This is a genomic window from Pantoea sp. B566, from assembly GCF_024793925.1.
Taxonomy (GTDB): Bacteria; Pseudomonadota; Gammaproteobacteria; order Enterobacterales; family Enterobacteriaceae; genus Pantoea; species Pantoea ananatis.
The window spans coordinates 1,165,687-1,191,962 of sequence record NZ_JANUQL010000003.1 but is presented as its reverse complement, the minus strand read 5'-3'; the positions used below and the strand labels follow the sequence as shown (position 1 = coordinate 1,191,962).

The following is a 26,276-nucleotide window of genomic DNA, read 5'->3' as shown; positions in this document are numbered from 1 at the left end:
AAGGTTAGTGTTACATTTTCATGAGTTTCAATAAAACCTAAGTCTTTTTAGTTTTAAATCCAATATTGTCATTTCCACTACATTAATTGTACTTCTTGGAATTACTTTTCTAAAGTTAAAGATTACTTCCATTAATTCTTGCATTGCAGCTCTTTCAATTTTGATTTCTCTCATTATGTTTTTTATTCTATATAGCGAGAATGAAGCTACACCTATTATAAAAGTTAACGTAATAGTGATAACACCCAAAGAAGTTTCTGAACGAAAAGAGTCTAACTTGTAGAAATTAAAAACAAATAGAAACATAAATGATAGGTATACTAAAATGGATAAAGTAAAAATCATTTTACTCATTTCCTTTTTCTGCTTTGTAATATCACTCTGCATAGAAACTGCCATGTCAATAAGCGTTGATAGCTCTGTGAAGGATTGCTTAAATTTACTTTGGTGATTAGAAAAATCATTAGGCAGCTCATTTTTATTCATCGTTATCTCCTTAGTAGTCGATCATTTCTATTGTTGAAATTACAGCAATAAGCATATTGAGTGACTCTGTATGGTTTTTAACATAAATAGGGTTTATACGTTTTCTTCCGTAAGATAAAGATGATATATCACTACACGTAGGTAAAAATAATGCAATGCGGTCTGAAGAAAAGATCCTGTTGATTTTAGCAAGTATTTCATTAAATTTATTATTGCTTTGATAAAACTTAATTGCATCTGATGATTTGTATAAGTCTGTTTTTGCAAGGACTAAGCAAAACCATTTAGGTTTGACTATTAGTTTTTCGAATCTATCGATTAAATCGCTTAGGTAATTAATTTCTGAAGTTAAATTGTACTCTCTTAGTGCTTCAAAAGTATAAATCCCCTTTGCTTCGTAGTTGTTTACTGTAAATGTATCACGAGGAGTATTATATCCAAAATCCATTACATGTATAACTCCTTGAAGGTTATCGTTTTTATCAATTTTTTCCTTTTGCAATTCTGTTGAAACAGCCATGTTTTGCCCCGGAATAATAGTTATTTTTTTGGGCATTAAGCCGTTGCCTAGATATAAAAAATGATCTTCTCCTTTTACTGATTGGCCAGGTCTTTTCATTTTTTTTCCCTTGTATTCTTGCACTAAAGATTCGAAAAGATAAGATTTTCCTGCACCTGCCATTCCTGTTACAATTATTTTCGAACTCATAGCGAATCCAATACAACTACTAACTTTGGATAAAATCATTTTTCTGGATGTAAAAATAGCATTTGCTGTTTTTAATACAGGAGGTATATAAGCTAAGCCGTCAAGCATGATAAGGACCTTATATTTTTGTAGAATAGATTAAAATTTAACTTAAGTAATACAATTTCTAAGAAGAGATCTTAAAACAGTTTTGATTCAGATTTCTTTATTACCTTTGATGTCCCAACCTGACTGTGTTTCAGCACCCTTGCCACCGCTTGCAGATTGCTCCCAATACTGAGTTTTAACTTTTGAAGCCTGGAACTGATATGAGACACCGATCAAATCACGATTTGTAGTGCCATTGAAAATCACATTGGTGCTAAGAACGTCTTCAAGCGTAATGCGGCAATACTCGATTTGACTCCCTCCGGCCTTACATATCGAAAGCTCTACCTTGCCAATATGCTTGCCGTTAGATACATAGCGCATGATTGCTGGAGTAGCTTTGTCTATGAGCGTCTGAACTGAGAGATCACGATACTGAACCTTTCCTGCACCACCTCCGCCTCCAACTGTCATGTTCCCTGGCTGGTTCGCGCCCCATGTGAAAGATTCAATAGCAATCCAGCCTTTATGGTTACTGTCCTGTGATTCACCTGTAATGCCATCAATTTTTAAGAAGAGATCTGTACTCATAGCTGGTCCTTTTGCTTTCCCTGTGATGGGGAATCTGATTAAATAAACTTAACGATACGTATAATGACATAAAGGCACAGCCATGGACTACTGGAAACCAGACCGATTCAAGGATTACTTTCTGACTATGGCTCATGCTGAGGCAAACCAGCTACTTAGTACGACAAATCACGTCTCTTTGATTCACCTGTCTGATGGTTACAACAGGATTCAGTTTCAGGATGAAGTGAAGATTTTTGTTAATGCACAAATGGATACTATCCGTTCAGGTGCCCCAGATGAAGAATGCCAGCAATGTATACAAAATCTGAAAGAAGAACATCGTAATCTCATGAGACAAGATCAGCTTCTTCGGACTGGCCAGGCAGCATTGCATGCTTCAGTGAAGTTCGTTCAGCAAGGTGATTCCTGGGGATATGTAATCAATGGTGTAGGGGTCGTGCTGAGTGGGTTACAGGTAGTGGCAGGGTTTGGAGTCATGGCCGCTTCAGCTGCAACCGGGAATATAATAGGTGTTGGATTTGGTGCGATGCTCACACTACATGGAGTGAATGGCGTACAGGAGGGGGTAATGAATGTTATTACAGGAAAAAAAGACGCCCAGGGATTCTTAAAAGATGGTTACATTGGAGCAGCCAAGTTCTTAGGCTTTGATCAAAAAACAGGTGAAATTGCTTACAGTAGTATGGATCTTGCTCTCTCTGCCTATGGCATGTTTAGGCTGATAAGAAAACCTGAAACATTTCGACTTTTCTACTACGTGAACTCCGACTTCGTTAGGGGTATCAAAGATATGAGCCGCTTTGAATTAGGAGTGGAAATATATAATGACTATTCGGCTTTAAAATCAATATACGATAATAAAAAATAAATCATTTGTTTCTCGAATATCGAAATGCTTTGTAGCCTAATTTCATTGGGGTAAAAATGTAGAAAATCGGGGCTATGATTAGCATTGTTATTGAGTAAGAGATGATTGCGAGGTTATCTTTGTATGCAAGCGTATATACCCAAACAATAGCGAGGATGATAACAAGTATTGAGGCGACTATAAAACGAATACTAAGTTCTTTAAGCAAAGCTGGATACGTAGTCCCACTTTTTTCGGCTTGCATTCTTAGAGCTGAAATATCTTTTGCATTAAAACCTTTTTCAGCAAGCTTTTTTTCAAGTTCAAAGATGTTCATAAATCCACCAAGACTGTGTGTTTATATCGATCATAACTCATTTTACCTAGTTAATACCAGCAAAAAAATCTATACAAAGGAGATGAAAATGTTAGAAGACTCGAAATTAATTTATCCTTATCCTTCTATTATTCACTGGTCCCCAATGTGGGTTGAGGAAAATAAATCCACTGAATTATCTTCTAAATGGCTAAGCGCACTTGTTTCATTTTTTATTACTCAACCACATCGTAAACAAGAGGCTTTTCTGATTGGCAGTGGTTTCCTCTGCCTGTTAAGAGGTAATATGCCATGCATTGTTACTGCCTCCCACGTAGTAAAAGATATGCAAAAGAGTGATTTTTCTTTCATTTCAATTGATGGGAAGAAGTTTAAATTTGAGCATTTAGAGGTTTACTTCAATGACAAACAAGATTACGCCATTATTCCTATACCTGAAAAAATAATGAAAGAGATACCTCAAAGCATGGTTTTCGACAATCAATGCGATAATGAAAGATATGAGAAAACATCCTCATTTATTATCATTGGATATCCATCAAAAGCTAACAAACTGCATAAAATGCGTCCAGAGAAAGGCTTGTATCCCCTAAATATAAATTTTCATAATTTTTTGTATGAAAGAGAAAGCGAAGATATTTACTTCCATTTTGTTGCTGATGGTAAAGAAAGGAATGTTATTTTTGAAGATGCAAGTACAAATAAAACAATTACTTCTCTTGCAGGTATGAGCGGAAGTGTAATTGCACAGATGATTATTAATAAAAAGAGTGGAGATATAGCTCTTAAAGCTGTAGGTATATTTAAAGAACATAGACCTAAAAGAGGTGATTTTTTAGTTGGATCAACATTTATCGACTTTGCTGATGAAATTAATTCATATTTAGAAAATGCGATTGTTTAGATAATTTGAATATTTGTTGTGTATCAAGATATCCCCTAGTATAAAACGGGATATCTTATAACATAGCATTGAAGGGTAGTTCAGATATGATAACAGAAAAAGAAGCCATTAGAATTGCAAAAGAATATGCAATTAAAAATGATTCTGGTTGGGATGAACGCTTTCATGAGACCGAGAGAACGTCGCTAAATGGTAAATCTGTTTGGCTTATTTCAACCTCTGACTTGAAGTTTTCTGAAGAACTTCCGTGGATGATGGAAAGTATGCCTAATCCAATAAAATATTATATAGATGTCTCTAGTGGTGAATGTATTGCAATAGGCGGTGCGATTCTTCGATTGAAAAAATGAAAATGTTTATTATCGACTTTATAAAACATGAGAGTGCTTTCTCAAAAATTTAAATGCTTTGTATGCAAGCTTCAAAGGAATAAAGAATTGTGAAGCCTGCTATAAGCGTGATTGAATACGAAACAAGGTTTTCTTTTGTACCACTGCGAATGATATAAATGAGTCCAGTGAGAAGGATTGCTATTAATATCATTGCAACTATGAATCTTTTCTTTAACTGTGAAAGGAGCCAAGGATAAGGATAACCGTCTTTCTCAGCATGCTGACGTATCACAGAGACTTGCTTTGGTGTAAGCCCTTCTTTTACAGGCATTTCTTCGAGTTACATTTTGTTCATAATGAGCGTCATTCATTTGTCTTACAATAGTCTGATTGTAACTCATTACCTAATCTCTATACAAACCGGACAGGCCTGTGAAAGGCTTCTGGTTTTTTATTTTTTTTGTATGGTTCCCTGGTGCTAATGTAAGCACACCCGTTTTAGTTCCACGCACTTTTTGAAGTTTCCTGTTTTTCGGCCATCAGCCGGTACTCTTCCGGTTTCAGGTTATTCAGGTCAATTTCGATCGCCAGTGCTTCGCGGTTAAAATCATCCACTACGTTGAAGGTCCGGAAGCGTCTGCCGCACACCAGGACATCGTGCATAAAATTGATTGACCAGCTCTGGTTAAGCGCTTCCGGAGTCGCCAGCGGAGCCGGATTAAGCACCGGCAGGCGCTGTTTTCCCTTACGGCGAAAATTCAGTTTCAGCAGGTAGTAAATCCGGTGAACACGTTTATGATTCCAGGTGTTACCCTGCCTGCGCAGCAACTGGAACAACTTCTTAAAACCATATCGTGGGTAGCGCTCTGCCAGCTCAGTCAGCACCTGGATCACTGGTTCATCGCGCCGGGTATCGGGCTGGTAAACATAGACCGTCCTGCTCAGCGATAATGTCCTGCAGGACTGGCGGATGCTCATGGCGAATTGGGCCGTCAGATAGCTGACGAGCTCCCGCTTTATCGCTGGTTTTAAAGCTTTTTTTCAATAACGTCTTTCAGTGCACGGCACTCGAGACTCAGGTCCGCAAACATCTGTTTGAGGCGACGGTTTTCATCCTCAAGGTCTTTCATCTTTTTGATATCAGAGGCTTCCATCCCGCCAAACTTCGCTTTCCAGTTGTAGTACGAAGCCTCAGAGATCCCGGCTTCACGGCAGACATCCTTGACGGTACGTCCGGCTTCGAAGGACTTCAGAACGGCAATGATCTGGTGGTCGGTGAATCGGGCTTTACGCATGGCGATCTCCTCAGAGGACATAATCAGTATGTCGGAAGATCTCTAAAAGTGAATGGTTCGTTTTACCGGGATGCTTACATTTCAGGGGGCTACATAAAGGTAATATTTTTGTTATAAAATGGTTTTTTTTCGTGGTCCATAACCCTGAGTTAATAGTCTATGAAATTTCGCCATCTGGAAATCTTTTACGCCGTGATGACATGCGGATCGCTTTCACGTGCGGCAGAAGCATTGAACATCTCTCAGCCGGCTGCCAGCAAGTCGCTGAAAAGTGCGGAACAGGTGCTCGGCTTCAAGCTTTTTCAGCGGGTGCGCGGCAAGCTATTACCCAGCAGCGAAGCGCTCGCACTTTTCGAAAAAGCCCAGAGTATCTATCAGGATTTAGATAACCTGCGTTTATTGGCTGATAACCTGGCCCGCGATCCTCGTGCGAAATTCACCTTGGGCTGTTTACCCTGCTTGGGTTTAAGCCTGGTACCGGAACTCGCCTCTGATTTCTACCAACAGAACAGCAATCTGGTAATGACATTAACTACCGAACATACTGAGACACTGGTCAAAAAACTGGACCTGCGTGAAATCGATCTTGCCCTAACTCTACAGCCTGTTCAGCAGGGTGAAATCATGGCCACGCTGATAGCCGAAGTACCACTAGTTTATGTTGACAAAGATTATCGGCAGGGTGCAGTCGAGATTGAAAACATCGATCAGCAGCGCTGGATTTCTCCGGGTCCCGACACACTTTCTACCTTCATCGCCACTCGCCGTGATTTTTCCACGACACGGTTGAATGTGGAAACCTGCTACATGGCGACAGAGTTTGTCAAACGTGGAGTAGGATGCAGTATCACCGACATTTTCACCGCCCGCCATAATCTGACCCCGGAGATGATCCATCCGATTTCACCGCCAATGAAAATTGACCTCTACCTGCTGCGCCGCGCTGATGTCTCTCTCAGCCCTGTCACGCATAAATTTGTCGATTACCTTTGCATACAGTTACGTAATCAGCTCAGAGTGATTAACCAAGAGTTATACCCTGATAAAAAAAAATCAATTGTTTAGCTTGGCTAAATGTTTTGTTATACGCCGCATAAAATATCGGTCACAGGTGTATCAGGTTATGGAACAAGACATCCTGATTATCGGTGGTAATGTGACTGGCCTGAACATTGCAGGGGTACAATATATTTATGCCGGAATTGCATCTTCAGCCAGTACTGGTGACCTGTGTTCTTCAAAAGGCAAACAGTTAAGTTAACAATACGCAGTACTGCTTGCCGAAAGGGACATATTAGTGCAGGGACGGAAGATGCAAAGCTGGCGGGAAGAGAATAAATATCCAGGTCGATCTGATAAATCTGTTAATCCCCATCCTAAATGGGATTTAAATAAAATAGCAGTTATTTTTAATGCTAAAGAGCAGCAGGTACTGCTCATCAGCGAAAATTTGAATCTTTCAACTGATGTGATGCAGTGCATTCAGGCCAGCACAGCGACAGAGCTATTGGCGTTAAAATCAGCCAGATGATCATTAGCGATGATGAGTAGAGCGCGGAAACGGGAGGCGTTTGCCTCCCGTTGCTAGCGAACAGAGTAGCGGTAGACCCTTTTCTGTGTTAAAGGATTACAGGCTGTAAAAATCCTTGGCCTGGTCAGGCGCAAACGAGGCCGGATAAGTGTACTGTGATTTCTTATATATCTAATATCAATTTTGAAATGTGTTTTTAAATTTTGCTAAAATATCCGTATATATAATGTGTATATAAATTTAGCTGAGTAATTAGTGTTAAATAGCGATGCTGTACATGTAGTTAGATCTGCAAAATGTAGAAAACCGAATTGCAACTGGCAACCTGCGTTGATACGCTTTTAACGCGAGTTGTAGTCCCAAAGCGCCGAGAGGGGCGCAGGGGGGAAGTTAAACATGCCCTAACTAAATACGGCGCTATCACCGAAGGCGCAGACCGTTACCGAAAGGGACGGGAAAAAACGGTATATCCCGGTCGCGACCGTTTCGAGACCTAAAACCAAAGAAGCGGCATGGGCACTGCCAGGTGCCCCTATGTATGCTGCATATACATGAATTTCTAGCAGGGAGTGCGTTAGCATGGTCCTACGAATCGTCTATCTGACATCAATTACACCAGATATCCCCATTGAGCCCGGTAGTGAGATTTCCCCGTCTTCACGCATTCTTCGAATTAAATATTTTGGCTCCGTTGACAATAAGTATTTATATGCTGCGTTAGTCCAATGCGCCGATCGCTCTTGCTGTTACAATTGGAACATTCCTGAGAGTAAGGTCGTTGCGGAAAAGAAGATATTGTTCAGTAAATTGTCTTCTCCTCCATTGAACCATTCCGGTACGGATTTGCGTGATGTTGCTAACCGAAGTCTGTTGAGGAAACTCAAAAAGGATCGTCGTAAAGAGAATAACAGGTCATTGACCGAAGGAAACTGGACCCAGTTCGTCCGCCGTAAAGAAGCCGTTCGCTTTGCATCCTCCAGTGTGTAATTCTTTAACTTTCTCATGTTGGTCGTGAATTTTTCGAGTATCTGTAGAAAAATAAGCTACGTCGCAAAAATATAAAGTTACCACCCCTGAAAAATCTTCGTTCAATCATACCAATTACTCTGTGAGGTGACAGAAATATTACACTTCATAGTAGACGCACATTGAATTGATGGATTTACTAATTGCTTAAAGAATAGGTAAACGTTCTATTTACCTAAAAGACTGAGGATAAATATGAATATAAATGAAGTAATCAACCATATTAAAGAAAAGATTATCTTTGAAGATCTCGAACTAAGTGAGTGGGGACATGAATTGTCAGACATTAAAGATGACACCCCTCTATTGACTGAAGAAGGTTTGGCTTTAGATTCTGTCGATGTTCTGGACATTTTTGTTGGCATCCAAAAAGAATACAGTATTGATCTTGGGGAAATCACCCATGAATTGATGGAAAAACACTGTCAATCTCCGTTGACTCTGGCTGAATTAGTTTTTGATAAATGTGCTGCTCGATGAGAGTAATTCTACAGAAAATTATTCAAGTTAGTTGAAAATGAATACTATTCCACGCCCTAAGCGCCATGTGGGCTGATTGTTTAAACCGCAGATAGTGCCCGATAACATGAAAACACTGATTTTAAATAATTATCAATCAGCAATCGTTGATTGCTTAAAAGATAATCTCACTGAAAACGGCCTCGATTTGTTTTCATTGAATGATAGTGATGATGTGAAGGAAGACCTGATAAAGAAACTGGAAACACATAGCCTCGTATATGAAAACATCATTGTTGATTTAAGGTTTAATGAAGAGGAATGGCTAAGGTCCATTTTTAATGGTGATGCCAGCCATAACAGTAATGAATTCTTCTCAGGAAAATTAGTTGATGATATAAACTATTTAATGCGAGTTTTGAAGCAGATAGTATTGACTAACATGAAATTAGATAGCTCCAGGTTTTTCTTTTTATTAAAAGATGATTCGTTTGGTTATCTGGATACTAATGATAGCTCACCCACATACAATCAATCCGTAATATCAATGTCTAAATCCCTGGCAAAAGAATATTCGCGGTACAATATGGTTTTCAACTCGCTAGTTATTCAGCCTGAATTAAAGGAGCTAAGTCTCAACAGGCAGGGTAAGGATCTTTTAAAAAACTATGCGTTGAAATATAAGTCAAATTGCTATTCAGATGTTTCTAAATTCATTTTATCGATGATTGAAAATAACTTCCCAATTAATGGGGCGACTATACGGTTAGGAAATGGAGTGGTTGACTATGTCTAAGAAGGTCGTCCTCATTACTGGAGGAGGAAGAGGTATCGGACGAGAGATTTGCAGAGATCTCGCCTCAGAAAATACCCACATAGCATTAACGTATACACGCGATGCCCAAAGCGCAGAACAGGTCAGGCAGATGCTGGAAGACAGCAATGTAACTTGTTCCGTTCATAAGTTAGATGTCCAGGACTTTCACATGTGTCAGTCAGTCGTCGAAGCAGTTGAACGTGAGTACGGGACGATTAATATTCTGGTTAATAATGCCGGAGTAACGCTGAGTAAACAATTCGTCAATTGCGACGAAGCAGAGAACAAAGCTGTGTTATCGACCAACCTTCAAGGCGTGATGAACATGACGCTGGCGGCGGTACCTTCTTTGAAAAAGTCGACCAGTAATGATGAACCCGGACGAATTGTTAACATATCATCTAACACCTCTTTATGTGGGAATGCAGGCCAGGTCGCCTATAGCGTGACAAAAGCAGGAGTGAATGGATTTACTCGCTTATGTGCAAGAACGCTCGGCAGTTACAATATATTTGTGAATGCCGTTGCACCAGGCTACATCGAGACTGATATGACTCAGAATCTTCCTGAAAGCACCTATTCCCATGTTCTACAGGTATCAGCATTAAAGCGAACAGGCTCTGTAAAAGACGTGAGTTCAATCGTTCAATTATTGTGCAGCGATATCTGTCATTACATGACTGGTCAGGTACTCCATATAGATGGTGGGAAGTTTTGTTAGAGTTAATAAGGCGAGATAATGAAATATTCAATTGTAGTTTCAGGTATGGGGATCTATACCCCACCTGTTAATGATTTAGACGAGTTAACTCGTTTTTGCTCTGATCATCATCGGTTAATTAACAACTCTGAATACAATGAATTGGGAATTAAGAATGCTACGGTGTCCGTCTTTGATAAAAAAAGCACGGAATCTTTCGGAAAGCAAGGCTGGGTGAATAATGCCTCCATTTTCGCGCTGAGAGCCACGGAAGCCGCTATCAAAAACTCAGGAATCACCCTGGCTGAATACGATATGCGTCGCGTCTCTGTCGTTTTAGGCAGCTATAATTCCGGCACTGATAGCTACTCAAAAATGTTCAATAAAGTGCTAAACAATGAGCAGGACTGCGTATCGTATAGCGAACTGATGTCTTCAATGTTATCGCATTGTGGCAACGCGATTGCTGCTCGTTACAATATACAAGGGAAGAAAATTGTTATCTCTTCCGCCTGCTCGTCGAGCCTAACGGCAATAGGGATAGCGACAGATCTCCTTCATACCGATAAAGCGGATTTGGTGATCTGTGGTGGTTCTGACTGTATCGATCTTCCCGTCGTAGCTGGTTTCAACAGCCTGAGTGCGTTGAATGAAGGCCGATGTGCGCCATTTTCTGAACCTAAAGGAATTAATTTAGGTGAAGGCGCGGGCATACTTATACTCACCAAAAGCAAAGATAGCGTTAATAATAAGTGGTTAGTCACTGGTTACGGGGCTTCCAGCGATGCGTATCACGAAACATCTCCAGAGCCGAATGGAGCGGGTGCTGCACAGGCCATCGATGCTGCATTAATGGATGCAGGCCTGAGCAGAAATGACGTCGATTTGATTTCAGCACATGCTACCGGTACCGGCGCAAATGATATTCCTGAGTCAAAAGCTTACGAGAAACTATTTGGTCTTGATGTGCCAGTCAGTGTCATGAAGCCATTTTACGGCCACACGTTAGGCGCTTCTGGCATCATAGAGTTGATCAGTGTTTTGTCCCTGCTGGATAGGGGCATCACGCCAGAAAATAACAACCTGAGAGAACTGCGGGCAGGGTGCAGTCCCATAAACCTCAACTACAGGGATTACCCGGCCGAAAAAGTCCGTACCGTCCTGGCAAACAGTTTTGGATTTGGTGGCAGTAACAGTTCCGTTATTGTGACTAAACGAGCGAATGAACGGCCGGTCAAATATACCCGGTCAGCCATACCTATTGTGAAAGCAAGTGCGAATGACGGGATGGTAAAAACGATTATTGGTGCCAAAACTGGAGTTGTGAGAGAAGAGTGTCAACTTCATCTGCAAAATAAGAGGTTTAAACGCGACTCACCAGAAATTAAATACTGTATCGAGTCAGTAGGTGATGTGGTGAAGGGTTTTGAGCAGGTCTTAAACAGTAATGCCCGTGCAGGGGTCATTACTGGCAACTCACTGCGCCCACAACGCTGTCTGGAAAGTTACCTTACGTCGATTTATGATGGTGATCCCAGGTATGCAAGTGCGCGTCACTTTCCGGGACATATTGTGAGCGCAACCTGTGGTCAGGTCTCTATTGCACACAAGTTAATTGGTCATTCAACAGTAGTGTGTAGCCCGACAGCGGCGTTCGAATATACTGTGGATCTTCTTAGAAAGGGTAGGCAGGACTTTATGATTGCCTGTTCAAGTGACGATGTGACACCGGTTCAGGAAGATCTTGTCGATCACGTTTTTGCCGGAGCAGACTATGTAATGTCTAAAGGAAGTGCGGCCCTTCTCCTTTCTGGCAGGCAGCAACTTTCCAGCAGTGATTACGCGCCCGCAGCATGGATTCGCAGCATGCTTCATTCATCATGGAACGGGCTAGTGCTTAGGAATGATAAACGGTTCCATCGCCTGCTGGAGCGGCTTATCCTCGAGTCCCTTGAAGAAGCCTGTATAAGTTTTAATGAAATAGATCATTGCCTCGTATCAAATGCGTTGATGGACAGTAGCATTGTCGATGGGGTCAAACAGGTATTGAGCCAATACCACCCTCATCTTGCTGTGGAAAGTAATAAAGATAATAGACTCTCATCCGGCTTTATGACGCATATTGTTGACGCAACTGAGATGATTTCGACAGGCGCCAAGTGTCACGTAATGGTAATAGCGATTGATTTGTCCTCTAATGTGGGTGCATGCATAATCTCAAGCCATGACAATCAGACGAAATAGCGTTTAATAAAGAAAAGGGGAGGCAGTGCGTATATTTCGTTCCATTGAGAAAAGTGAAGCGTTCCGTCGCCTTTTCATTAACATTCTGTTTCTTAGCAAATATCAAATGTCCTTGAGAGGAAGTGTATTATGAGCCACAAAAATACGCATGGGGCTGTTATTGACACAGCCTCAAATGGAATATTCTCAATGTTATTTCACAGCGACTGTGTTTTTTTTGAGGGGCATTTTCCTACTAATCCTATAGTTCCGGGCGTACTATTATTAGATACTATCTATGACCATCTGCTAAAAACAGGCGTGGATGATATTTCCGCAATTGATAATGCACGATTTTACAAGACGGTCCTGCCAAACGAAAAAGTTATTGTGAAAGTCAACGACCGTGTGGATAAGGTTGTTTGCACTGTCAAAAACGATGCAGGTAAAATACTTAAAGTCAGTTACATTAAAGCGCAATGATATGATCGATTATTCAACTCAATCAGATATTACGGCATTAGGCGATGCGGCGCCTCATCTCGATATGAATGACAGCTCACTGCTAAGTATTGCCAGAAGTTGTCGTAATCTTATCGAGCATCAAAGCGGTGTTAATGCTTACAAGATCCCTCTGTCCCGGCATAAAGACTTCGAACTGCGCACTGTCAAAGAAGTTTTGCAGGAAGCGACGAGACGTGGGCTGGATTTAACAACAGAGAATCTTTTTGAAAAGAAAATCATTGGCAATTGCCAAACGATTTCACTGTTATGTCTTGGTATCCTGCGTGAGTTGTCGATTCCGGCGCGATATCGATTCTGCCTGTGTGAATATTTTGAACCCAACTCCTATGCGGAACACATCGTCCTTGAGTACTGGTGCTCTTCAAATCAAAAATGGCAAATTCTGGATCCAACGATTACGCTCGAGATTATTGAAAAAAACCAGACTCAATCCTTTATCGATTTCGAGTTTGATAATATTCCGAGAATCAAATCCAACCTCTTTACTGATCTATGGAAAAAATATCGGCGCGGTGATTTAAATCTTGAGGCCATTCATCATCATTCGTACAGAAAGATCCTTGGCCTTGAGCGATTCGTATGGAGGACGCTACAGGACGTGCTGGCTTTACATAAGGTGGAGCTATTTTACTGGGACTACTTTGATTTCAAGCAGTATGTGAAAGACCCCCAACGAGTAGATGAAATCGTTGAAAATATTGATGAAAGTAGAAAAGAGATGAAAAGTATTAATCCTGACTTCTCAGGATTCATTAACTTCCATCCTTACCAAAGAGATTATAAGCCATGCCAGAGTTTGTGAAAGGGGCTCATGCTCAACCTTTTTCTTTTATTTCTACCGTTGAGGGTATGTCTGAGTATGAAATGACGGCTCGGGCGGATTTTAATGCAGAGAAGACCTATAAGCACTATTGTCAAAATTCATGGCCACTTATTGTCGAATCATTAGCTCAGGCAGCGGGTATCCACATAAAAAATAAACTGGATCCTGATTATAGTGGCTATTTAGTTGGTTTAGATAACCTGAATATTCAGTATGCCAGTGATATCAGATCCAGCTATATCTTAGTAACAAAGTTGCTCAGTCGTCTTGATTCAAAATACCTGTACCACTGCGAAGCATTCACCAGTACCAATCATTCGCTCCTTTCATGTCACATTTTACTTGCGAACTCAGATTGAAACTGAGTCTGTGAGCAGATATATCATTAGTCTGCATATCCTCAATGGATAGCTATTAAATGAAATACAAGTTTCAAAGTCGGTAATACTTTACCATATATGGTTTATCTGCATTTTTCTTAATAGATAAATGCGTTAAGGCTAAGTTGAACATTCATTTGATGTAACGAGTCTGTCAGTTTTAATCGGTCGTCACTCATATGAAAGTTTGTAAAAGACAAATTTATATTTAACCGTTCAGGCGGCTAATGCGAATTAAAATTAATCGGTGGTTATAATGAGTTTTGTAAACGAAAACGGTCGTCAATCCGTTGTTTCTCGTAATGAAACATTATCTCAGATTGAAAAAATGCATTTCCACATCTCATCGGGTAAAGATATTTCTCTGGAAGAGATTGCACGCGCGGCGAGAGATCACCAACCTGTCACTCTCGATGATGAAGTTGTTAATAGAGTGACAAGGTCGCGCGACATCCTGGAGAGCATGGTGTCGGATGAAAGAGTCATTTACGGTGTGAATACGAGCATGGGGGGATTCGTTAACTATATCGTTCCTATTGCGAAAGCCAGTGAGCTACAGAACAACTTAATTAATGCTGTTGCAACCAATGTGGGAAGATATTTCGACGATACAACGGTTCGGGCGACCATGCTGGCGCGAATCGTCTCATTGTCACGTGGCAACTCGGCCATTTCGATCGTTAACTTCAAAAAACTAATCGAAATTTATAACCAGGGAATCGTTCCCTGCATCCCTGAAAAAGGTTCGCTTGGAACCAGTGGCGATTTGGGCCCACTGGCAGCCATTGCGCTGGTTTGCACTGGTCAATGGAAAGCACGCTACCAAGGCGAGCAGATGAGTGGGGCAATGGCGCTTGAAAAAGCGGGGATCTCACCAATGGAACTCAGCTTTAAAGAAGGACTGGCTCTGATCAATGGCACGTCAGCCATGGTGGGCTTAGGGGTTTTGCTCTATGACGAAGTAAGACAGTTATTCGACACTTACCTTACAGTAACCTCGTTGTCAATTGAAGGGCTGCACGGTAAAACTAAACCGTTTGAGCCGGCCGTACACCGCATGAAGCCGCATCAAGGGCAGCTGGAAGTGGCGACTACCATATGGGAAACACTGGCCGACTCTTCGCTGGCCGTGAACGAACATGAAGTCGAAAAGCTGATTGCTGAGGAAATGGATGGATTAGTCAAAGCGAGTAGCCATCAGATTGAGGACGCGTATTCAATCCGCTGTACACCTCAGATTCTTGGGCCCGTTGCGGATACTCTGAAGAATATTAAACAAACGTTGACTAACGAGTTGAATTCTTCCAATGACAATCCATTAATTGACCAGACCACTGAAGAGGTATTCCATAATGGACACTTCCATGGTCAATATGTCTCCATGGCTATGGATCACCTGAATATTGCGCTGGTGACGATGATGAACCTCGCCAACCGTCGAATTGACCGGTTTATGGATAAGTCCAACAGCAATGGTTTACCTCCATTTCTTTGTGCTGAAAATGCGGGGTTACGTTTGGGACTTATGGGAGGACAATTCATGACAGCATCGATTACCGCTGAATCCAGAGCTTCCTGTATGCCAATTTCAATTCAGTCGCTTAGCACCACCGGAGATTTTCAGGATATTGTCTCCTTCGGGCTTGTTGCCGCTCGCCGTGTTAAAGAACAGCTAAAGAATCTGAAATATGTTTTCTCATTCGAATTACTATGTGCCTGTCAGGCCGTCGACATTCGGGGAACGGCTGGCCTGTCGAAACGAACGCGTGCTCTTTATGACAAAACTCGCACGCTTGTACCTTATTTAGAAAAAGACGAAACCATCTCCGATTATATCGAGTCCATTGCACAAAACGTGTTAACCAGAAATCGCGATATTTAATGATGGGTGCGGGGACCAGTGCGACTTATCCCGGAGGGCTAAGTCGCGTCGCCGATATTGGTGAGGGTTCATAAAATGAATAATAATGGATAGTGGTATATGCAAAAATCTGAAATTGAAACAACGCTTAAAAATGAAATTAAATTACTAAATCATTACGATGATAGCGTAGAGATAGATGCAGAAGTTAAACTGAGAGAAATTCTTGATTCGGTAGATATCCTTCAGTTTGTTTACAAAATAAATAAATTTTACGGCCTGTCATTTGGCAGTAATATTGGCGATGAAAAGGTTTTGGACACGCTGAATGGAGTCGTCTCATGGGTGTACTCTGCAATCAATAAAAAGGCCCAGGATGACTAAAAGTAATCTATTGTCGATGATAAGGCGATTTCAGGATAATAATGATGTTGTCTATTATAACTATGAAAGGGAAATAACGTTTTCAGAACTGTATCTGGAGGTGGTAACGATAATAAATTATTTTGAATCGGCTAAAATAATTCAGGGCAAAAGAGTTGCCTCATTTTTGGATAAGTCATTTTCAGAATATGCCTTTTTCTTTGCGTGTTTATTGAAAGGCGTCACTTTTTGCCCGTTAGATAAAAACCTTCCAGACAGTCGGTTGGCGATGATTATCTCGGATCTTCAACCAGATATGGTGGTAGCGGAGGACAACTATATAGGTCAGGAGAGCGCTTTTAGACAAAAATTGTTAATTCCTCATGGGTGTGTGGTTTCTAATGGATCTGTCAGCGAATTAACCGACGTTGATTTCCACGGTGAAGAGAATGTGACGGAAATTGATAGCGATACCGTTGCTTACATCATCTTTACTTCCGGCTCAACTGGGAAGCCTAAAGGGGTGCAAATTACACATGAAAACCTGAATTTTTTCTTAGCGGCACTGTATCCCCGGTACGTCAGTGAACAATCAGAAAACTATTTGTCAATTGGTCCACTGTATTTCGACATGACGATACTTGACAGCATAGTGCCGGCTTTGTATGGGCACTCGGTATACTTGTACAAGGCGCCTTTCATACCGGCAATTTTTTCTGGCATCATTGAAAAATATCAGATTACCCGGTTGAGCTGTGTTCCTTCAGTGCTGGAAATATTGTTGCCACAGCTTCAAGAGGCGACAGGGTTTGATAAGCTTCATTCTCTGAATCTCATCCTGTTTGGTGCAGAAAAACCTCACGGGCAGTCCATAAAAACATTGCTGCAACACATCCCGGATCTTAAAGTTATTAACGCCTACGGCCCTACAGAAGGTACCATGTGCTGCTTTTCTTCAGAGATCACCTTGGATTCGTTAGCTGGCGATATCAGTATCGGCAAGCCATTTGATGGCACCAGATACTTGCTCAAAACCCGCTACGGTTTATCAAATGCCGGTGAAGGAAAACTATTGATATCTGGCAAGCAAGTCATGAAAGGTTATATTAATCCGCTAGAGGTTGATAACCCATTCGTACTTGTTGACGGTGAGCAATACTATTCTACCAATGATGTTGTCAAAGTTGATGATAAGGGCGTTTTTTACTTTCTTGGACGATCGGATGATGAGGTAAAACTCAATGGGTTCAGAGTCCATCTGCAGGATGTTGCAGAAAACATTAAGAAAGTATTGAATGTTGGAGAACTGTTTCTACATAAGTACACGAATAACAATAAAGATTATTTGGTTCTTTCGTACGAGAGTACGTCATTACTGAATCCGGAAGAATGTATTTCTTTGTTAGGAAAGCGGCTGCCGAAATACATGATCCCAAATGTCTTCGCCATTTTCGATTCACTCCCTAAACTGAGGAGCGCAAAGTTAGACAGGAGTAAGGTCAAAGATTCTGTCCACTCAGCGTTTGTCCGCTCCAAAGGATGTATAAACGATAAGAAAATCATCTCATTGCATATTAAATAAATCAACTTTCAATCGGCTCAGTGTTGTTTTGTCTTTCGGAAAGCATCCTTATTTCATGTCAGTACGTGACGCTGAGTGGCGGGTGTTTTCGCCTGAGTATCTGCTTCTTATCAGTTTCCTGCTTACGAAAATAAAACATTCAGGAGACGTAAAAGACTTTAATACATGACAAATGGTCAAAAAACACGGAGAGGTGAATCTGTGCAAGATAATGACTTGAAAAATGTGCTTCGCACGATAAGAGGGCGTTTTAGTCATAAAAACGCTATCGTGTTCAATGAGATGGTCTGTTCGTATCAGGAGTTAGAACGACGCATTGAAATCTGCAATCAGGCTATTTCATGCAGTGATACTGCAGTCATTATAAATGTTAAAGATAAACTTAAAGCCATCATACTGATGCTAGCCGCTATAGACTGTGGTGTAACATTTATACCGGTTGATGGCGATCGGCCTCGTTCGTTTTTGACTAAAATCGCGACGAAATTCCCTCTGATTCGGGTGATTAATGATGTGTGTTTTGATACTGGGCAGGTTGTCTCACACCCCCTGACGCATCATGGACATGCGCAGGTACTTCATCGTGCTCTTGAGCAAGGGGTGATGTCAGTCATGTACACATCAGGTTCTACGGGGGAACCTAAAGGCGTTCAGGTCAGAGCGAGTTCTGTGCTCAATTTACTTCATCGTCCTTCTTTCATTTCCTTGAGTGATGAAGACGTTGTGGCATCTTATTCATCACTCTCCTTTGATGCATCCACGTTCGAAATTTTTACCCCCTTGCTCTCTGGCGGCACCCTGGTGCTGCTGGATAAGATGGTGGTATTGGATGAGGCACGCCTTCTTCATGCCATTGATCGCTACGGAATAACCTGCATGTGGATGACGGCCGGTCTCTTCAGGAGCCATATGTTATCCGGAGATTGCCGCGCATTAGCACGTCTCAGACATTTGATCGTCGGTGGAGATAAAGTAAATTTTAACGCTGCGGTGTCCTTTTTGGAACGTTCGCCTAATACGCAGCTATACAACGGTTATGGGCCGACGGAAAACACCGTTTTCACTACCGTTGCTCTGTTAGACCTTCACAAACTGAAACGTGAGAAACGGGTCCCGACAGGAAAGCTGGTAAGAGGAAGTGAACACCTTCTTTTCGATGAACACACCGGTGAATACCATAAATTGGGTATTGGGAGGCTCCATGTAACGGGAAGAGGTCTCTCGCTGGGTTACCACGATAATCCTGTTGAAACCGACAAGGTGTTTATGATTATTGACGGCACCCGATATTACGATACCGGGGACATTGTCGAATGCACATCAGAGTGCGAATTTTATTTTTTGGGTCGGCAGGACCGTCAGGTTAAATTGAATGGGCATCGGGTTGAATTAGATGACATTGAAAAGACATTAGAAAACGATCGCTCTATTGTCAAAGCACTGTGTTTTATTTGGAATAGCCATCTTGTTTCTTTGATCGAAATACATGATGAAACGGCCGATCTCGATACGATTGCTACCCGGCTACGCGCTCAATTGAGTTCCTTTTCTTTTCCTGATTTTTTAATCGAAAACACGCAATGGCCGCTCACAAAGAATGGCAAACTCGATACGAAGTCACTGATTAATCAGACGATAAACTATCTTGAAATGCGTCAAAATGATTCCACCGAATGCTCGGTGAAGAGTGTTGCTGAACAGGTGCTGGATAAGCCGGTTGAAATGCTTGATGCTGGTTTATTTGAACTTGGGTTTGATTCAATATCTATGCTCACGTTTAGTTACGAATTGAATAAAAAATTTGATATTAAAATAAATCTTCTTGATCTTTATAGCGCTGGCACATTGCAAGGCGTGGATGATTTAGTCAACAACAAGGTCAATGCTTAGAATCTATTTTTACTTTTTCGCTACCGGAAAAGTATGTCGAATGAGTGAACGTTTTTTATAGGTATTGCTGCATTTTAATTTTTAATCAAAAAAGTCATCTCATGGATTATTCATTATCCAGTAAACGACTTTAGCTTACTATTTATCAACCTTGCAAATAACAGCCAGTACTGGGCTTTATATTAATGGAGCGACATTATGACTGAGTATAGTGAAAACGAATTAAAAAACATTGAAATTGTAAAATCATTGTATACGGATGTTTTTGATACGGGCAATTGCCCTGTCGTGAACAGTTATTACCATGAGGGTGCGAAGTGTCATTTAAAAGGTAAAACGCTGCACATTGAACAGATGAAAGGGGGAATGGGGGAGTTTGTTGCTAAACATGCGTCGATCTTAACTTCTGTCGAGTCGGTCTTTGCTGCCGGTGACCGCACCTATGCTCGCCTTAATCGCCGGGCTACGTTAAAAGGTGAAGAGCAAGCCCGTGATATTGAGATCATGGTAGAAAAACGATTTGTTGATGGGAAAGTCGCAGAACTGTGGTTCATGGTCGATGACGAAATGTACAGCGAAATCTGGCTAAAACAGCCGTCAGCATAACCCGATAACCCAGGCATAGAGTGTTCATTCTATGCCTATGACAACAGGTAATTTAAAATGGATATAGCGATTACTGGCTTCTCTTTTCTCTTGCCTAGCGCAAGTAATATGGAAGAGCTGGACGCGTTGCTGGAATCCGGTCAGGATGCGTTGTCCGACCCTCTCTCCTGTGTCACCCCTCGTGAAGGTTGGGTCAGCCGGGCGGGCTATGTGCAGGGAGCCGATCAGTTTGACTACGACCTGTTCGGGATGTCACTGCGGGACAGTTACATCATTGAACCTCAACAGCGTATGTTTATTCAATGTGCGTGGCGGGCATTGGAACATGCTGGTTATAACCCTACCCGCTGCGCATTGAACGCCGGTGTCTATTCCACATCTTCCGACAGCCATTACCCCTCTTTTCTTTCAGGCAGCCAGTTAGCATTGGATAAGTACGATCCTTTCGAGATCGAGATTGGCTCGAATAAGGAACAGCAGTCATTGCGATGCGCATACCTTTTTGATCTGAAAGGTCCGGCTGTAGGGGTACAGTCAGCATGCTCAAGCGGCTTACTCTCTGTCCACATGGCGATGCAAGGGATCGCAACCGGAGACTGTGATGTGGCGATCGCAGGCGGAGCCAGCCTCCCTTATCCTCTTCATTCCGGGTATCAGTTCCAGCCGGGGATGAATCTGTCGGAAAGCGGTGTTTTATCCTCTTATTCTCAGACGGCAGATGGCATGGTTCCCGGGTTTGGCTGTGTCGTATTTGTGCTGAAATCTCTGGATAAGGCTCGCAGCGACAAAGACAGGATATACGGTGTGCTTACCGCGAGCAGCATTAACAATGACGGAAGAGCCAAATCGAGTTATACCGCGCCTTCAACCAGTGGTATTGCCAGAAACATCCAAAACGTGCTCGCCAAATCGGCGCTAAGGGTGCAGGACATCAACTTTGTTGAAGGTCACGGGTCGGGCACCAGGATTGGGGATGTGCTCGAAGTCGCGGCACTGAGAAAAGTTTTCATGAGTGATGAGCCAGCTGAAAATAGCACGGCACTGTCATCAGTTAAAGCCAATATTGGCCATTTGGATGTCGTTGCCGGTCATGCTGGCCTGTTAAAGGCTGTACTGCAAGTGTGGAATAATAAGCTCTATCCAGCAGCCAATTTCTCATCGCTTAACCCGAATATATCCTTTGAGCGGACGCCTTTTTACATCCCTGAAAAAAGCCATCGAAAGGATAATTTAACAGGCCTGGTTAACTCTTTAGGGATCGGCGGAACCAACTGTGCGCTAGTCATTCGTGGGGAAGAGTGCACTTCATTGATGGTGGAAGAGAAGCCGCAGACAGTCGTCGTCATGATTGGCGCAAATACCAGTGGACGCCTGCAGCACTTGTTGTGCCAGCTCCGGGAGGAATTAAAAAACATCTCTCATTCGCTTAACGATGTGGCCTACACCCTGACAAGACGCTCTGTGGGGAAAAGCTGTATTACAACCTTTGCTGTTGCATCTCTGAGCGATCTTGAACAGCAAATTGCCGCTACATTGCGATCAAACGTTGTCGGTCAGCCCCTTGACGTTTGTCTGAAAGAGTATAAGGGGAAAGCGATCGCGCTTAATGTGAGCGAAATTGATGCCAGGCACGTCGTCACGCTCCAGTCCACCCCTCAACCGCAAACCCAGGTGGACGACGTTCCGCGGGAAGCCACCAGAGACAATGTGGTTAGCTGCGAAGAGGCACTGCGTGAGATTTGGCTGGATAATTTTATGCTGGAATCAATAAACAAAGAAGACAGCTTCGTTGACCTGGGGGGGCACTCTATCCTCGCGCTGTCATTGGTCACTGATATTAATACCACCCTCGGTCTGACTTTGACCATGGAATGGGTTGAGAAATACGATATTTTCAATGACCAACTGAAAGAACTGAATAGACTGGCCAGTACTAAAACAGCCTCTTCGCTGATAAAAACGCTGTGTGTTCCGCCGGGCGAGAAACGAGCAACGCTTATATTAATTCACGCATCGATTTCAGGCGTGGAGATGTACAAAAGTCTGTCCAAAAAAATTGCTGGTGACATCGAAGTGCTCGGAGTCGACTCTTATAATCTCTATAATGAAAAAAAAATTAGCTCAATAGATAAACTCGCTGAAAAGTATGCGTCTGATATTTTCGAAAGTGTGAAAGATAGCACTGCTCCAGTCTTTATTGGCGGCTGGTCACTCGGTGGGCTGCTGGCTATTAAAATAACGGAATTATTAAGAGGGAAGATAGAAATCAAAGGCAACGTATTGCTGGATTCTGTTCTGTACTCTCCGGATAGCTCAGTGCTCTTTACGGATGACTATCTCTCCTGTTTTATGGATCTCAGCTATTTTTCAAATTCGATTAGCGGAGATGAAAGAGCAAGGGATAATCTCAAATCATTATTTGATATTGAAAGAAATATGGTTAAGGCATTTGCGTATTCTGGGATCAGCGTGCCCCTGCTCAATGTCGTGGCGACCGCTTCTCTTGTAGAGGTAAAAAACAAGATGCTCGCCAGTGCATTTGAGTCGTTGAAAAAGGCCAACAATAACTGGCCAGTAAGCGATTTAATGATAGTCAGGAAAATCAACACTGACCATGTTGGATTAGTCACCGAATCAAATGTTGATGACGTTTTAGATTTCATTCTGGAGTTTTTAGAACAGCATGTATAAGCATATTATTTTATTTAAATTCCAGACGTCTGTTTCTAAAACAGAGGCTCTGGAACTGCTTCACCAGCTAGGTGAGTTGAAAGATAAAATCCCCGGCATCATAAAATATAGCTATGGAATAAATGATGGTGACAATGCATATCATTCAGGATTTGAGTATGCATTCGTTATGGAATTTAGCTCGAAAAAAGACAGAGATGCCTATCAAATTAACGATCACCATCAAACCTTTATTAACGAAAGACTTAACTCTGCCATTTTAGAGGCGATTGTCTTCGATATGGTGGTGGCCGAGGAAAAGAGATGAAAGAAAAGATCGCAATTACAGGAATGGCGGGACTGTTTCCAGAAGCCAGCGACTACCACGCGTTCTGGGACAATCTGTGCCAGGGACGGGTGTCCTATCAGTCATATATCGATCAGGAAGGATACGTCAGATCGAAGGGGCAGTGCCCGAATCCGGAAACATTTGATGCGCAGCGCTATCGTCTTTCTGAAAAGGAAGCGTTAGTTATGGATCCGCAGCTGAGAAAGTTTATCGAACTTGTCGACTCGGCCTTGCTTGATGGCGAATATCACGACCCAGGCGCACTCGGAACCGTTGCGGTGATAGCGACGCAGGGCAGCAATCATACCTATCATGATCAACTGCAAAATAGCGTCGCAGAAGGGCAGACTGAAGCGCCTAATGCGCTGCTGCTTAACCTCAATAAGGGTACCGATTTTATGGCTACCCGTGTCGCCCATATATTTAACTTTCAGGGCCCGTGTTTCAATCTGCAATCCGCCTGTTCTTCGTCAATGACCGCGATTGTTGAAGCTTGCTGGATGCTGCAAACAGAGCGTTGTGATGCCGTGATTTGTGGCGGAGTGCATATCTCCTATCCTTTGGAGGAAGGCTACAAGTACGAACCCGGGTCCATTTATTCTCAAACCGGCATGTGTCGGCCTTTTGACCATAGTGCAGATGGCACCGTTCCCTCGGATGGTGGGGGGGTCGTGATCCTCAGGCGACTTCAGGATGCCGAAAAGAGCGGGGACATTATCCATGCTGTGATTTCGAATGCATTGAGTAATAATGATGGAAGGAACAAGGCCAGTTATGCCGCCCCCTCGGTCAAGGGCCAGTCGCAATTGCTGTCTAAAATCTATCAAAATTCGGCCATTACTCCTCGCCAGCTGCAGTTTATAGAATGCCATGCAACAGGAACTGTCGTGGGTGATCCAATGGAAGTTCAGGCCCTTAGCCAGTTAATGGAAAGTTTCCCTGAGGAAAACACGCTATCCCCGGTGGTCGTGGGATCGGTCAAAGGTAACATTGGCCATCTTTTCTGGGCCTCGGGCATCGCTTCCCTGATTAAGTCTGTTCTGGCACTCAAGCAAGGCGTTTATCCTGGGACGTCCAACCTGTCTCAGCTCAATGAATTACTCCGCGAGTCGGAGAAGCAGAATTTATTGTTTACGGCGGACAATATTTCATTGGATCCTGATAAGCCCTCTCTGGCCGCTATAAGCTCGATGGGCGTGGGGGGGACCAATGCGCACATTGTGATTGAAAGCTACGGCAACGCAACTTCCCACATGCTGGATAAACCGAGCCATAAGGCGGCACAGGGCTGCGTGTATTCATTCTTCTCTCAGCCGGCCCCGGCAAAAGATGCCTGCGGTGAGAAACAGACCTCAAGGCACGATCCCGCTGGAGAACAGACGCCGTTTACGTTCTCCTCCCTGTTGCCCCAGGTCTTGTCTTTCTATCAGCGAGTGCTTGGGGAGGATGATATTTACCCAGACAGTGATTACTTCGATCTGTATGGCGACTCTGTGACGGCCGTTGAGCTACTTGCGTTATTCAAATCAGAACTCGGCATTGATGTCACGACAGAAACCCTCTACAAGCATTCGACGCCCGAGGCCCTCGCGAACGCGATTGCCATGGATCCATTGTTGTGCGCCAGTCCTAAGGAGGATCGCCAGCCGGTGATTGCTCCTCTTCACCCACAGGGTTTGTTGTCACCTTATCAACAACGTTTTTATTTGCTGGAAAAGCTTCAGCGAGGCAATAGTAGTCAATATAACGTTCCAATTTGTGTCGAGGTTACGAAGGCATTTCCGATTGAATCCTTCACGCAAACATTGGATGAAATTCTTGCGCAGCTCCCTCAGTTCATTCATCAGTACCATATTACCAAAGAGGGTATTGCACTGGCGGCCAAACGTGCACAGGTCATTGAAACGGCGCTGGTGGAAGTGTCTGAAGAAGCCTCTCTGGAAATGCGATTGCAGGCCGTGTATGAGCAACGGTTTGATCTCGATAAGGGGCCGCTTTGCCGGGTAACGACGCTTCGACATGGCGCCAGAACGCTGCTGGTGTTGAATTTTCATCACATTGCGATTGATGGGACGGGCTTGCACAATTTACTGGAAGTCTTGTCCGGTGAAGAAAACGCGCCCTTAGACAGAATCCGTATTCCTCAGCGCAGAGAGCCTGAAATTTCCAATGCCAGCCTGGCGTTCTGGCAAGACTCTCTGCGTAACGCTCCGCAAACGTCATTACCGGTCGACCCCGCTCGACCGATCATGGCGAAGGAATTGATCAACGGGTCGGTGGTCTCTTGCCTTTCACCGGAACAGGTTTCAGGAATACTGGATATTGCCAGGATCCATAAGAAACCCCTCTTTGTCGTGATCTATGCTCTGTTCAATACAACCTTATCAGAATTCCTGAATGCTACCGTTATCTGCACAGGAATGACGCTGGCCAATCGCTCGGAAGCGGACAGAGCAGTAATTGACTGTCGAATGAATAATATTCCAGTTGTCGTTAATTGTGAGTCGGCACAGTTCAAAGAAATCCTGAATGAGACTGACAGCGCACTCAAAAACAGCCTGCCTCATGCTCACGTGCCGCTGGAGAGAATTTCGTCCCAGACAGGGAAAAACGGCCAGGGGGTTTATGATATTCTTTTTATGTATCAGAACCAAAACAAAGGCAATATTTTAAAATATCGGCAGTTCACGCTTTCTGAATATCCAGTGCGCTACCAGCCAGTATATGGAAATTTGACGGTCAATCTCGTGCCTGAGCAAGAGAGGATCGCAATCGAGATGATCTTTAATCAAGCGAATTACCCGCGTGAAATGGTATCAAGCCTGATGTCTATGTTTGTATCTAATATAGACCGTGCCTTGTTTAATCGATGAAACCTAC

The 26,276-nt window shown here is 42.8% G+C and carries 25 protein-coding genes and 1 pseudogene; 21 read left to right on the top strand and 5 right to left on the bottom strand.

Features of this window, described 5'->3' with window-relative positions; translation table 11 throughout:
• Nucleotides 1–27 precede the first annotated feature (27 nt).
• The 3 genes from NYE92_RS07235 to NYE92_RS07225 all read right to left on the bottom strand — a co-directional run bounded on the left by NYE92_RS07235 (nt 28) and on the right by NYE92_RS07225 (nt 1,873).
• The gene (locus NYE92_RS07235) at nt 28–486 is read right to left on the bottom strand and encodes a hypothetical protein (protein ID WP_259018792.1); all 459 of its coding nucleotides are present in this window, start codon (nt 484–486) and stop codon (nt 28–30) included.
• Between the two features lie 10 nt (nt 487–496).
• Nucleotides 497–1,303, bottom strand: a complete 807-nt coding sequence (locus NYE92_RS07230; protein ID WP_259018790.1) for a hypothetical protein — start codon at nt 1,301–1,303, stop codon at nt 497–499.
• Nucleotides 1,304–1,390: 87 nt separating this feature from the next.
• Nucleotides 1,391–1,873: a type VI secretion system tube protein Hcp gene (locus NYE92_RS07225; protein ID WP_259018788.1), complete on the bottom strand. Its 483-nt coding sequence runs from the start codon at nt 1,871–1,873 to the stop codon at nt 1,391–1,393.
• Nucleotides 1,874–1,955: 82 nt separating this feature from the next.
• Here NYE92_RS07225 and NYE92_RS07220 point away from each other — a divergent pair, with 82 nt between their 5' ends.
• On the top strand, nt 1,956–2,744 hold the full coding sequence (locus NYE92_RS07220) for a DUF4225 domain-containing protein (RefSeq protein WP_116219598.1): 789 nt from the start codon (nt 1,956–1,958) through the stop codon (nt 2,742–2,744).
• 1 nt (nt 2,745) lies between these two features.
• Here NYE92_RS07220 and NYE92_RS07215 read toward each other — a convergent pair whose 3' ends face one another.
• On the bottom strand, nt 2,746–3,060 hold the full coding sequence (locus NYE92_RS07215; RefSeq protein WP_116219599.1) for a hypothetical protein: 315 nt from the start codon (nt 3,058–3,060) through the stop codon (nt 2,746–2,748).
• A gap of 88 nt (nt 3,061–3,148) precedes the next feature.
• On the opposite strand from NYE92_RS07215, the gene NYE92_RS07210 reads away from it, so the two are divergent.
• Entirely contained in the window at nt 3,149–3,964 is an 816-nt protein-coding gene (locus NYE92_RS07210; protein WP_116219600.1) for a serine protease, read from the top strand.
• 86 nt (nt 3,965–4,050) lie between these two features.
• On the top strand, nt 4,051–4,314 hold the full coding sequence (locus NYE92_RS07205) for a hypothetical protein (RefSeq protein WP_116219601.1): 264 nt from the start codon (nt 4,051–4,053) through the stop codon (nt 4,312–4,314).
• Between the two features lie 549 nt (nt 4,315–4,863).
• On the opposite strand, the pseudogene NYE92_RS07200 reads toward NYE92_RS07205, so the two are convergent.
• Nucleotides 4,864–5,591: pseudogene (locus NYE92_RS07200) on the bottom strand (transposase); the annotation flags it as partial.
• A 159-nt stretch (nt 5,592–5,750) separates the two neighbouring features.
• Here NYE92_RS07200 and NYE92_RS07195 point away from each other — a divergent pair.
• From NYE92_RS07195 to NYE92_RS07110, 18 genes are all read left to right on the top strand, one after another.
• A complete protein-coding gene (locus tag NYE92_RS07195) occupies nt 5,751–6,656 on the top strand; it encodes a LysR family transcriptional regulator (protein WP_116219602.1) in 906 nt (301 codons plus the stop codon).
• A 58-nt stretch (nt 6,657–6,714) separates the two neighbouring features.
• Nucleotides 6,715–6,852: a hypothetical protein gene (locus NYE92_RS07190; RefSeq protein WP_158151111.1), complete on the top strand. Its 138-nt coding sequence runs from the start codon at nt 6,715–6,717 to the stop codon at nt 6,850–6,852.
• Between the two features lie 51 nt (nt 6,853–6,903).
• A complete protein-coding gene (locus NYE92_RS07185; protein ID WP_116219603.1) occupies nt 6,904–7,122 on the top strand; it encodes a hypothetical protein in 219 nt (72 codons plus the stop codon).
• A gap of 1,221 nt (nt 7,123–8,343) precedes the next feature.
• Nucleotides 8,344–8,628 (top strand): acyl carrier protein, encoded by a 285-nt coding sequence (locus tag NYE92_RS07180; RefSeq protein WP_116219604.1) that lies wholly within the window; start codon nt 8,344–8,346, stop codon nt 8,626–8,628.
• A gap of 106 nt (nt 8,629–8,734) precedes the next feature.
• Complete coding sequence (locus tag NYE92_RS07175) at nt 8,735–9,403, top strand: hypothetical protein (protein WP_210483647.1); 669 nt, start codon at nt 8,735–8,737, stop codon at nt 9,401–9,403.
• Nucleotides 9,396–10,145 carry an SDR family oxidoreductase gene (locus NYE92_RS07170; RefSeq protein ID WP_158151116.1) on the top strand — a complete coding sequence of 250 codons (750 nt, stop codon included), beginning with the start codon at nt 9,396–9,398 and terminating at the stop codon, nt 10,143–10,145. Before NYE92_RS07175 ends, NYE92_RS07170 begins: the two co-directional genes overlap by 8 nt.
• 18 nt (nt 10,146–10,163) lie before the next feature.
• Nucleotides 10,164–12,368, top strand: a complete 2,205-nt coding sequence (locus NYE92_RS07165; RefSeq protein WP_259018786.1) for a beta-ketoacyl-[acyl-carrier-protein] synthase family protein — start codon at nt 10,164–10,166, stop codon at nt 12,366–12,368.
• Nucleotides 12,369–12,497: 129 nt separating this feature from the next.
• Nucleotides 12,498–12,830 (top strand): hypothetical protein, encoded by a 333-nt coding sequence (locus NYE92_RS07160; protein WP_259018785.1) that lies wholly within the window; start codon nt 12,498–12,500, stop codon nt 12,828–12,830.
• A 1-nt stretch (nt 12,831) separates the two neighbouring features.
• A complete protein-coding gene (locus tag NYE92_RS07155) occupies nt 12,832–13,674 on the top strand; it encodes a transglutaminase domain-containing protein (RefSeq protein WP_158151120.1) in 843 nt (280 codons plus the stop codon).
• Nucleotides 13,659–14,054: a hypothetical protein gene (locus NYE92_RS07150; RefSeq protein ID WP_116219610.1), complete on the top strand. Its 396-nt coding sequence runs from the start codon at nt 13,659–13,661 to the stop codon at nt 14,052–14,054. Before NYE92_RS07155 ends, NYE92_RS07150 begins: the two co-directional genes overlap by 16 nt.
• Before the next feature lie 277 nt (nt 14,055–14,331).
• Nucleotides 14,332–15,957: a phenylalanine aminomutase (D-beta-phenylalanine forming) gene (locus tag NYE92_RS07145; RefSeq protein ID WP_116219611.1), complete on the top strand. Its 1,626-nt coding sequence runs from the start codon at nt 14,332–14,334 to the stop codon at nt 15,955–15,957.
• A gap of 99 nt (nt 15,958–16,056) precedes the next feature.
• Entirely contained in the window at nt 16,057–16,320 is a 264-nt protein-coding gene (locus tag NYE92_RS07140) for a hypothetical protein (RefSeq protein WP_116219612.1), read from the top strand.
• Nucleotides 16,313–17,881 carry an AMP-binding protein gene (locus NYE92_RS07135; protein WP_210483653.1) on the top strand — a complete coding sequence of 523 codons (1,569 nt, stop codon included), beginning with the start codon at nt 16,313–16,315 and terminating at the stop codon, nt 17,879–17,881. Before NYE92_RS07140 ends, NYE92_RS07135 begins: the two co-directional genes overlap by 8 nt.
• Before the next feature lie 201 nt (nt 17,882–18,082).
• Nucleotides 18,083–19,771 (top strand): non-ribosomal peptide synthetase, encoded by a 1,689-nt coding sequence (locus NYE92_RS07130; protein ID WP_181901410.1) that lies wholly within the window; start codon nt 18,083–18,085, stop codon nt 19,769–19,771.
• A 198-nt stretch (nt 19,772–19,969) separates the two neighbouring features.
• Nucleotides 19,970–20,377 (top strand): ester cyclase, encoded by a 408-nt coding sequence (locus tag NYE92_RS07125; RefSeq protein WP_116219615.1) that lies wholly within the window; start codon nt 19,970–19,972, stop codon nt 20,375–20,377.
• A 57-nt stretch (nt 20,378–20,434) separates the two neighbouring features.
• Nucleotides 20,435–23,068: a beta-ketoacyl synthase N-terminal-like domain-containing protein gene (locus NYE92_RS07120; RefSeq protein WP_116219616.1), complete on the top strand. Its 2,634-nt coding sequence runs from the start codon at nt 20,435–20,437 to the stop codon at nt 23,066–23,068.
• Nucleotides 23,061–23,375, top strand: a complete 315-nt coding sequence (locus NYE92_RS07115; protein WP_116219617.1) for a Dabb family protein — start codon at nt 23,061–23,063, stop codon at nt 23,373–23,375. Before NYE92_RS07120 ends, NYE92_RS07115 begins: the two co-directional genes overlap by 8 nt.
• Nucleotides 23,372–26,269, top strand: a complete 2,898-nt coding sequence (locus tag NYE92_RS07110) for a beta-ketoacyl synthase N-terminal-like domain-containing protein (RefSeq protein ID WP_116219618.1) — start codon at nt 23,372–23,374, stop codon at nt 26,267–26,269. Before NYE92_RS07115 ends, NYE92_RS07110 begins: the two co-directional genes overlap by 4 nt.
• Nucleotides 26,270–26,276 lie beyond the last annotated feature (7 nt).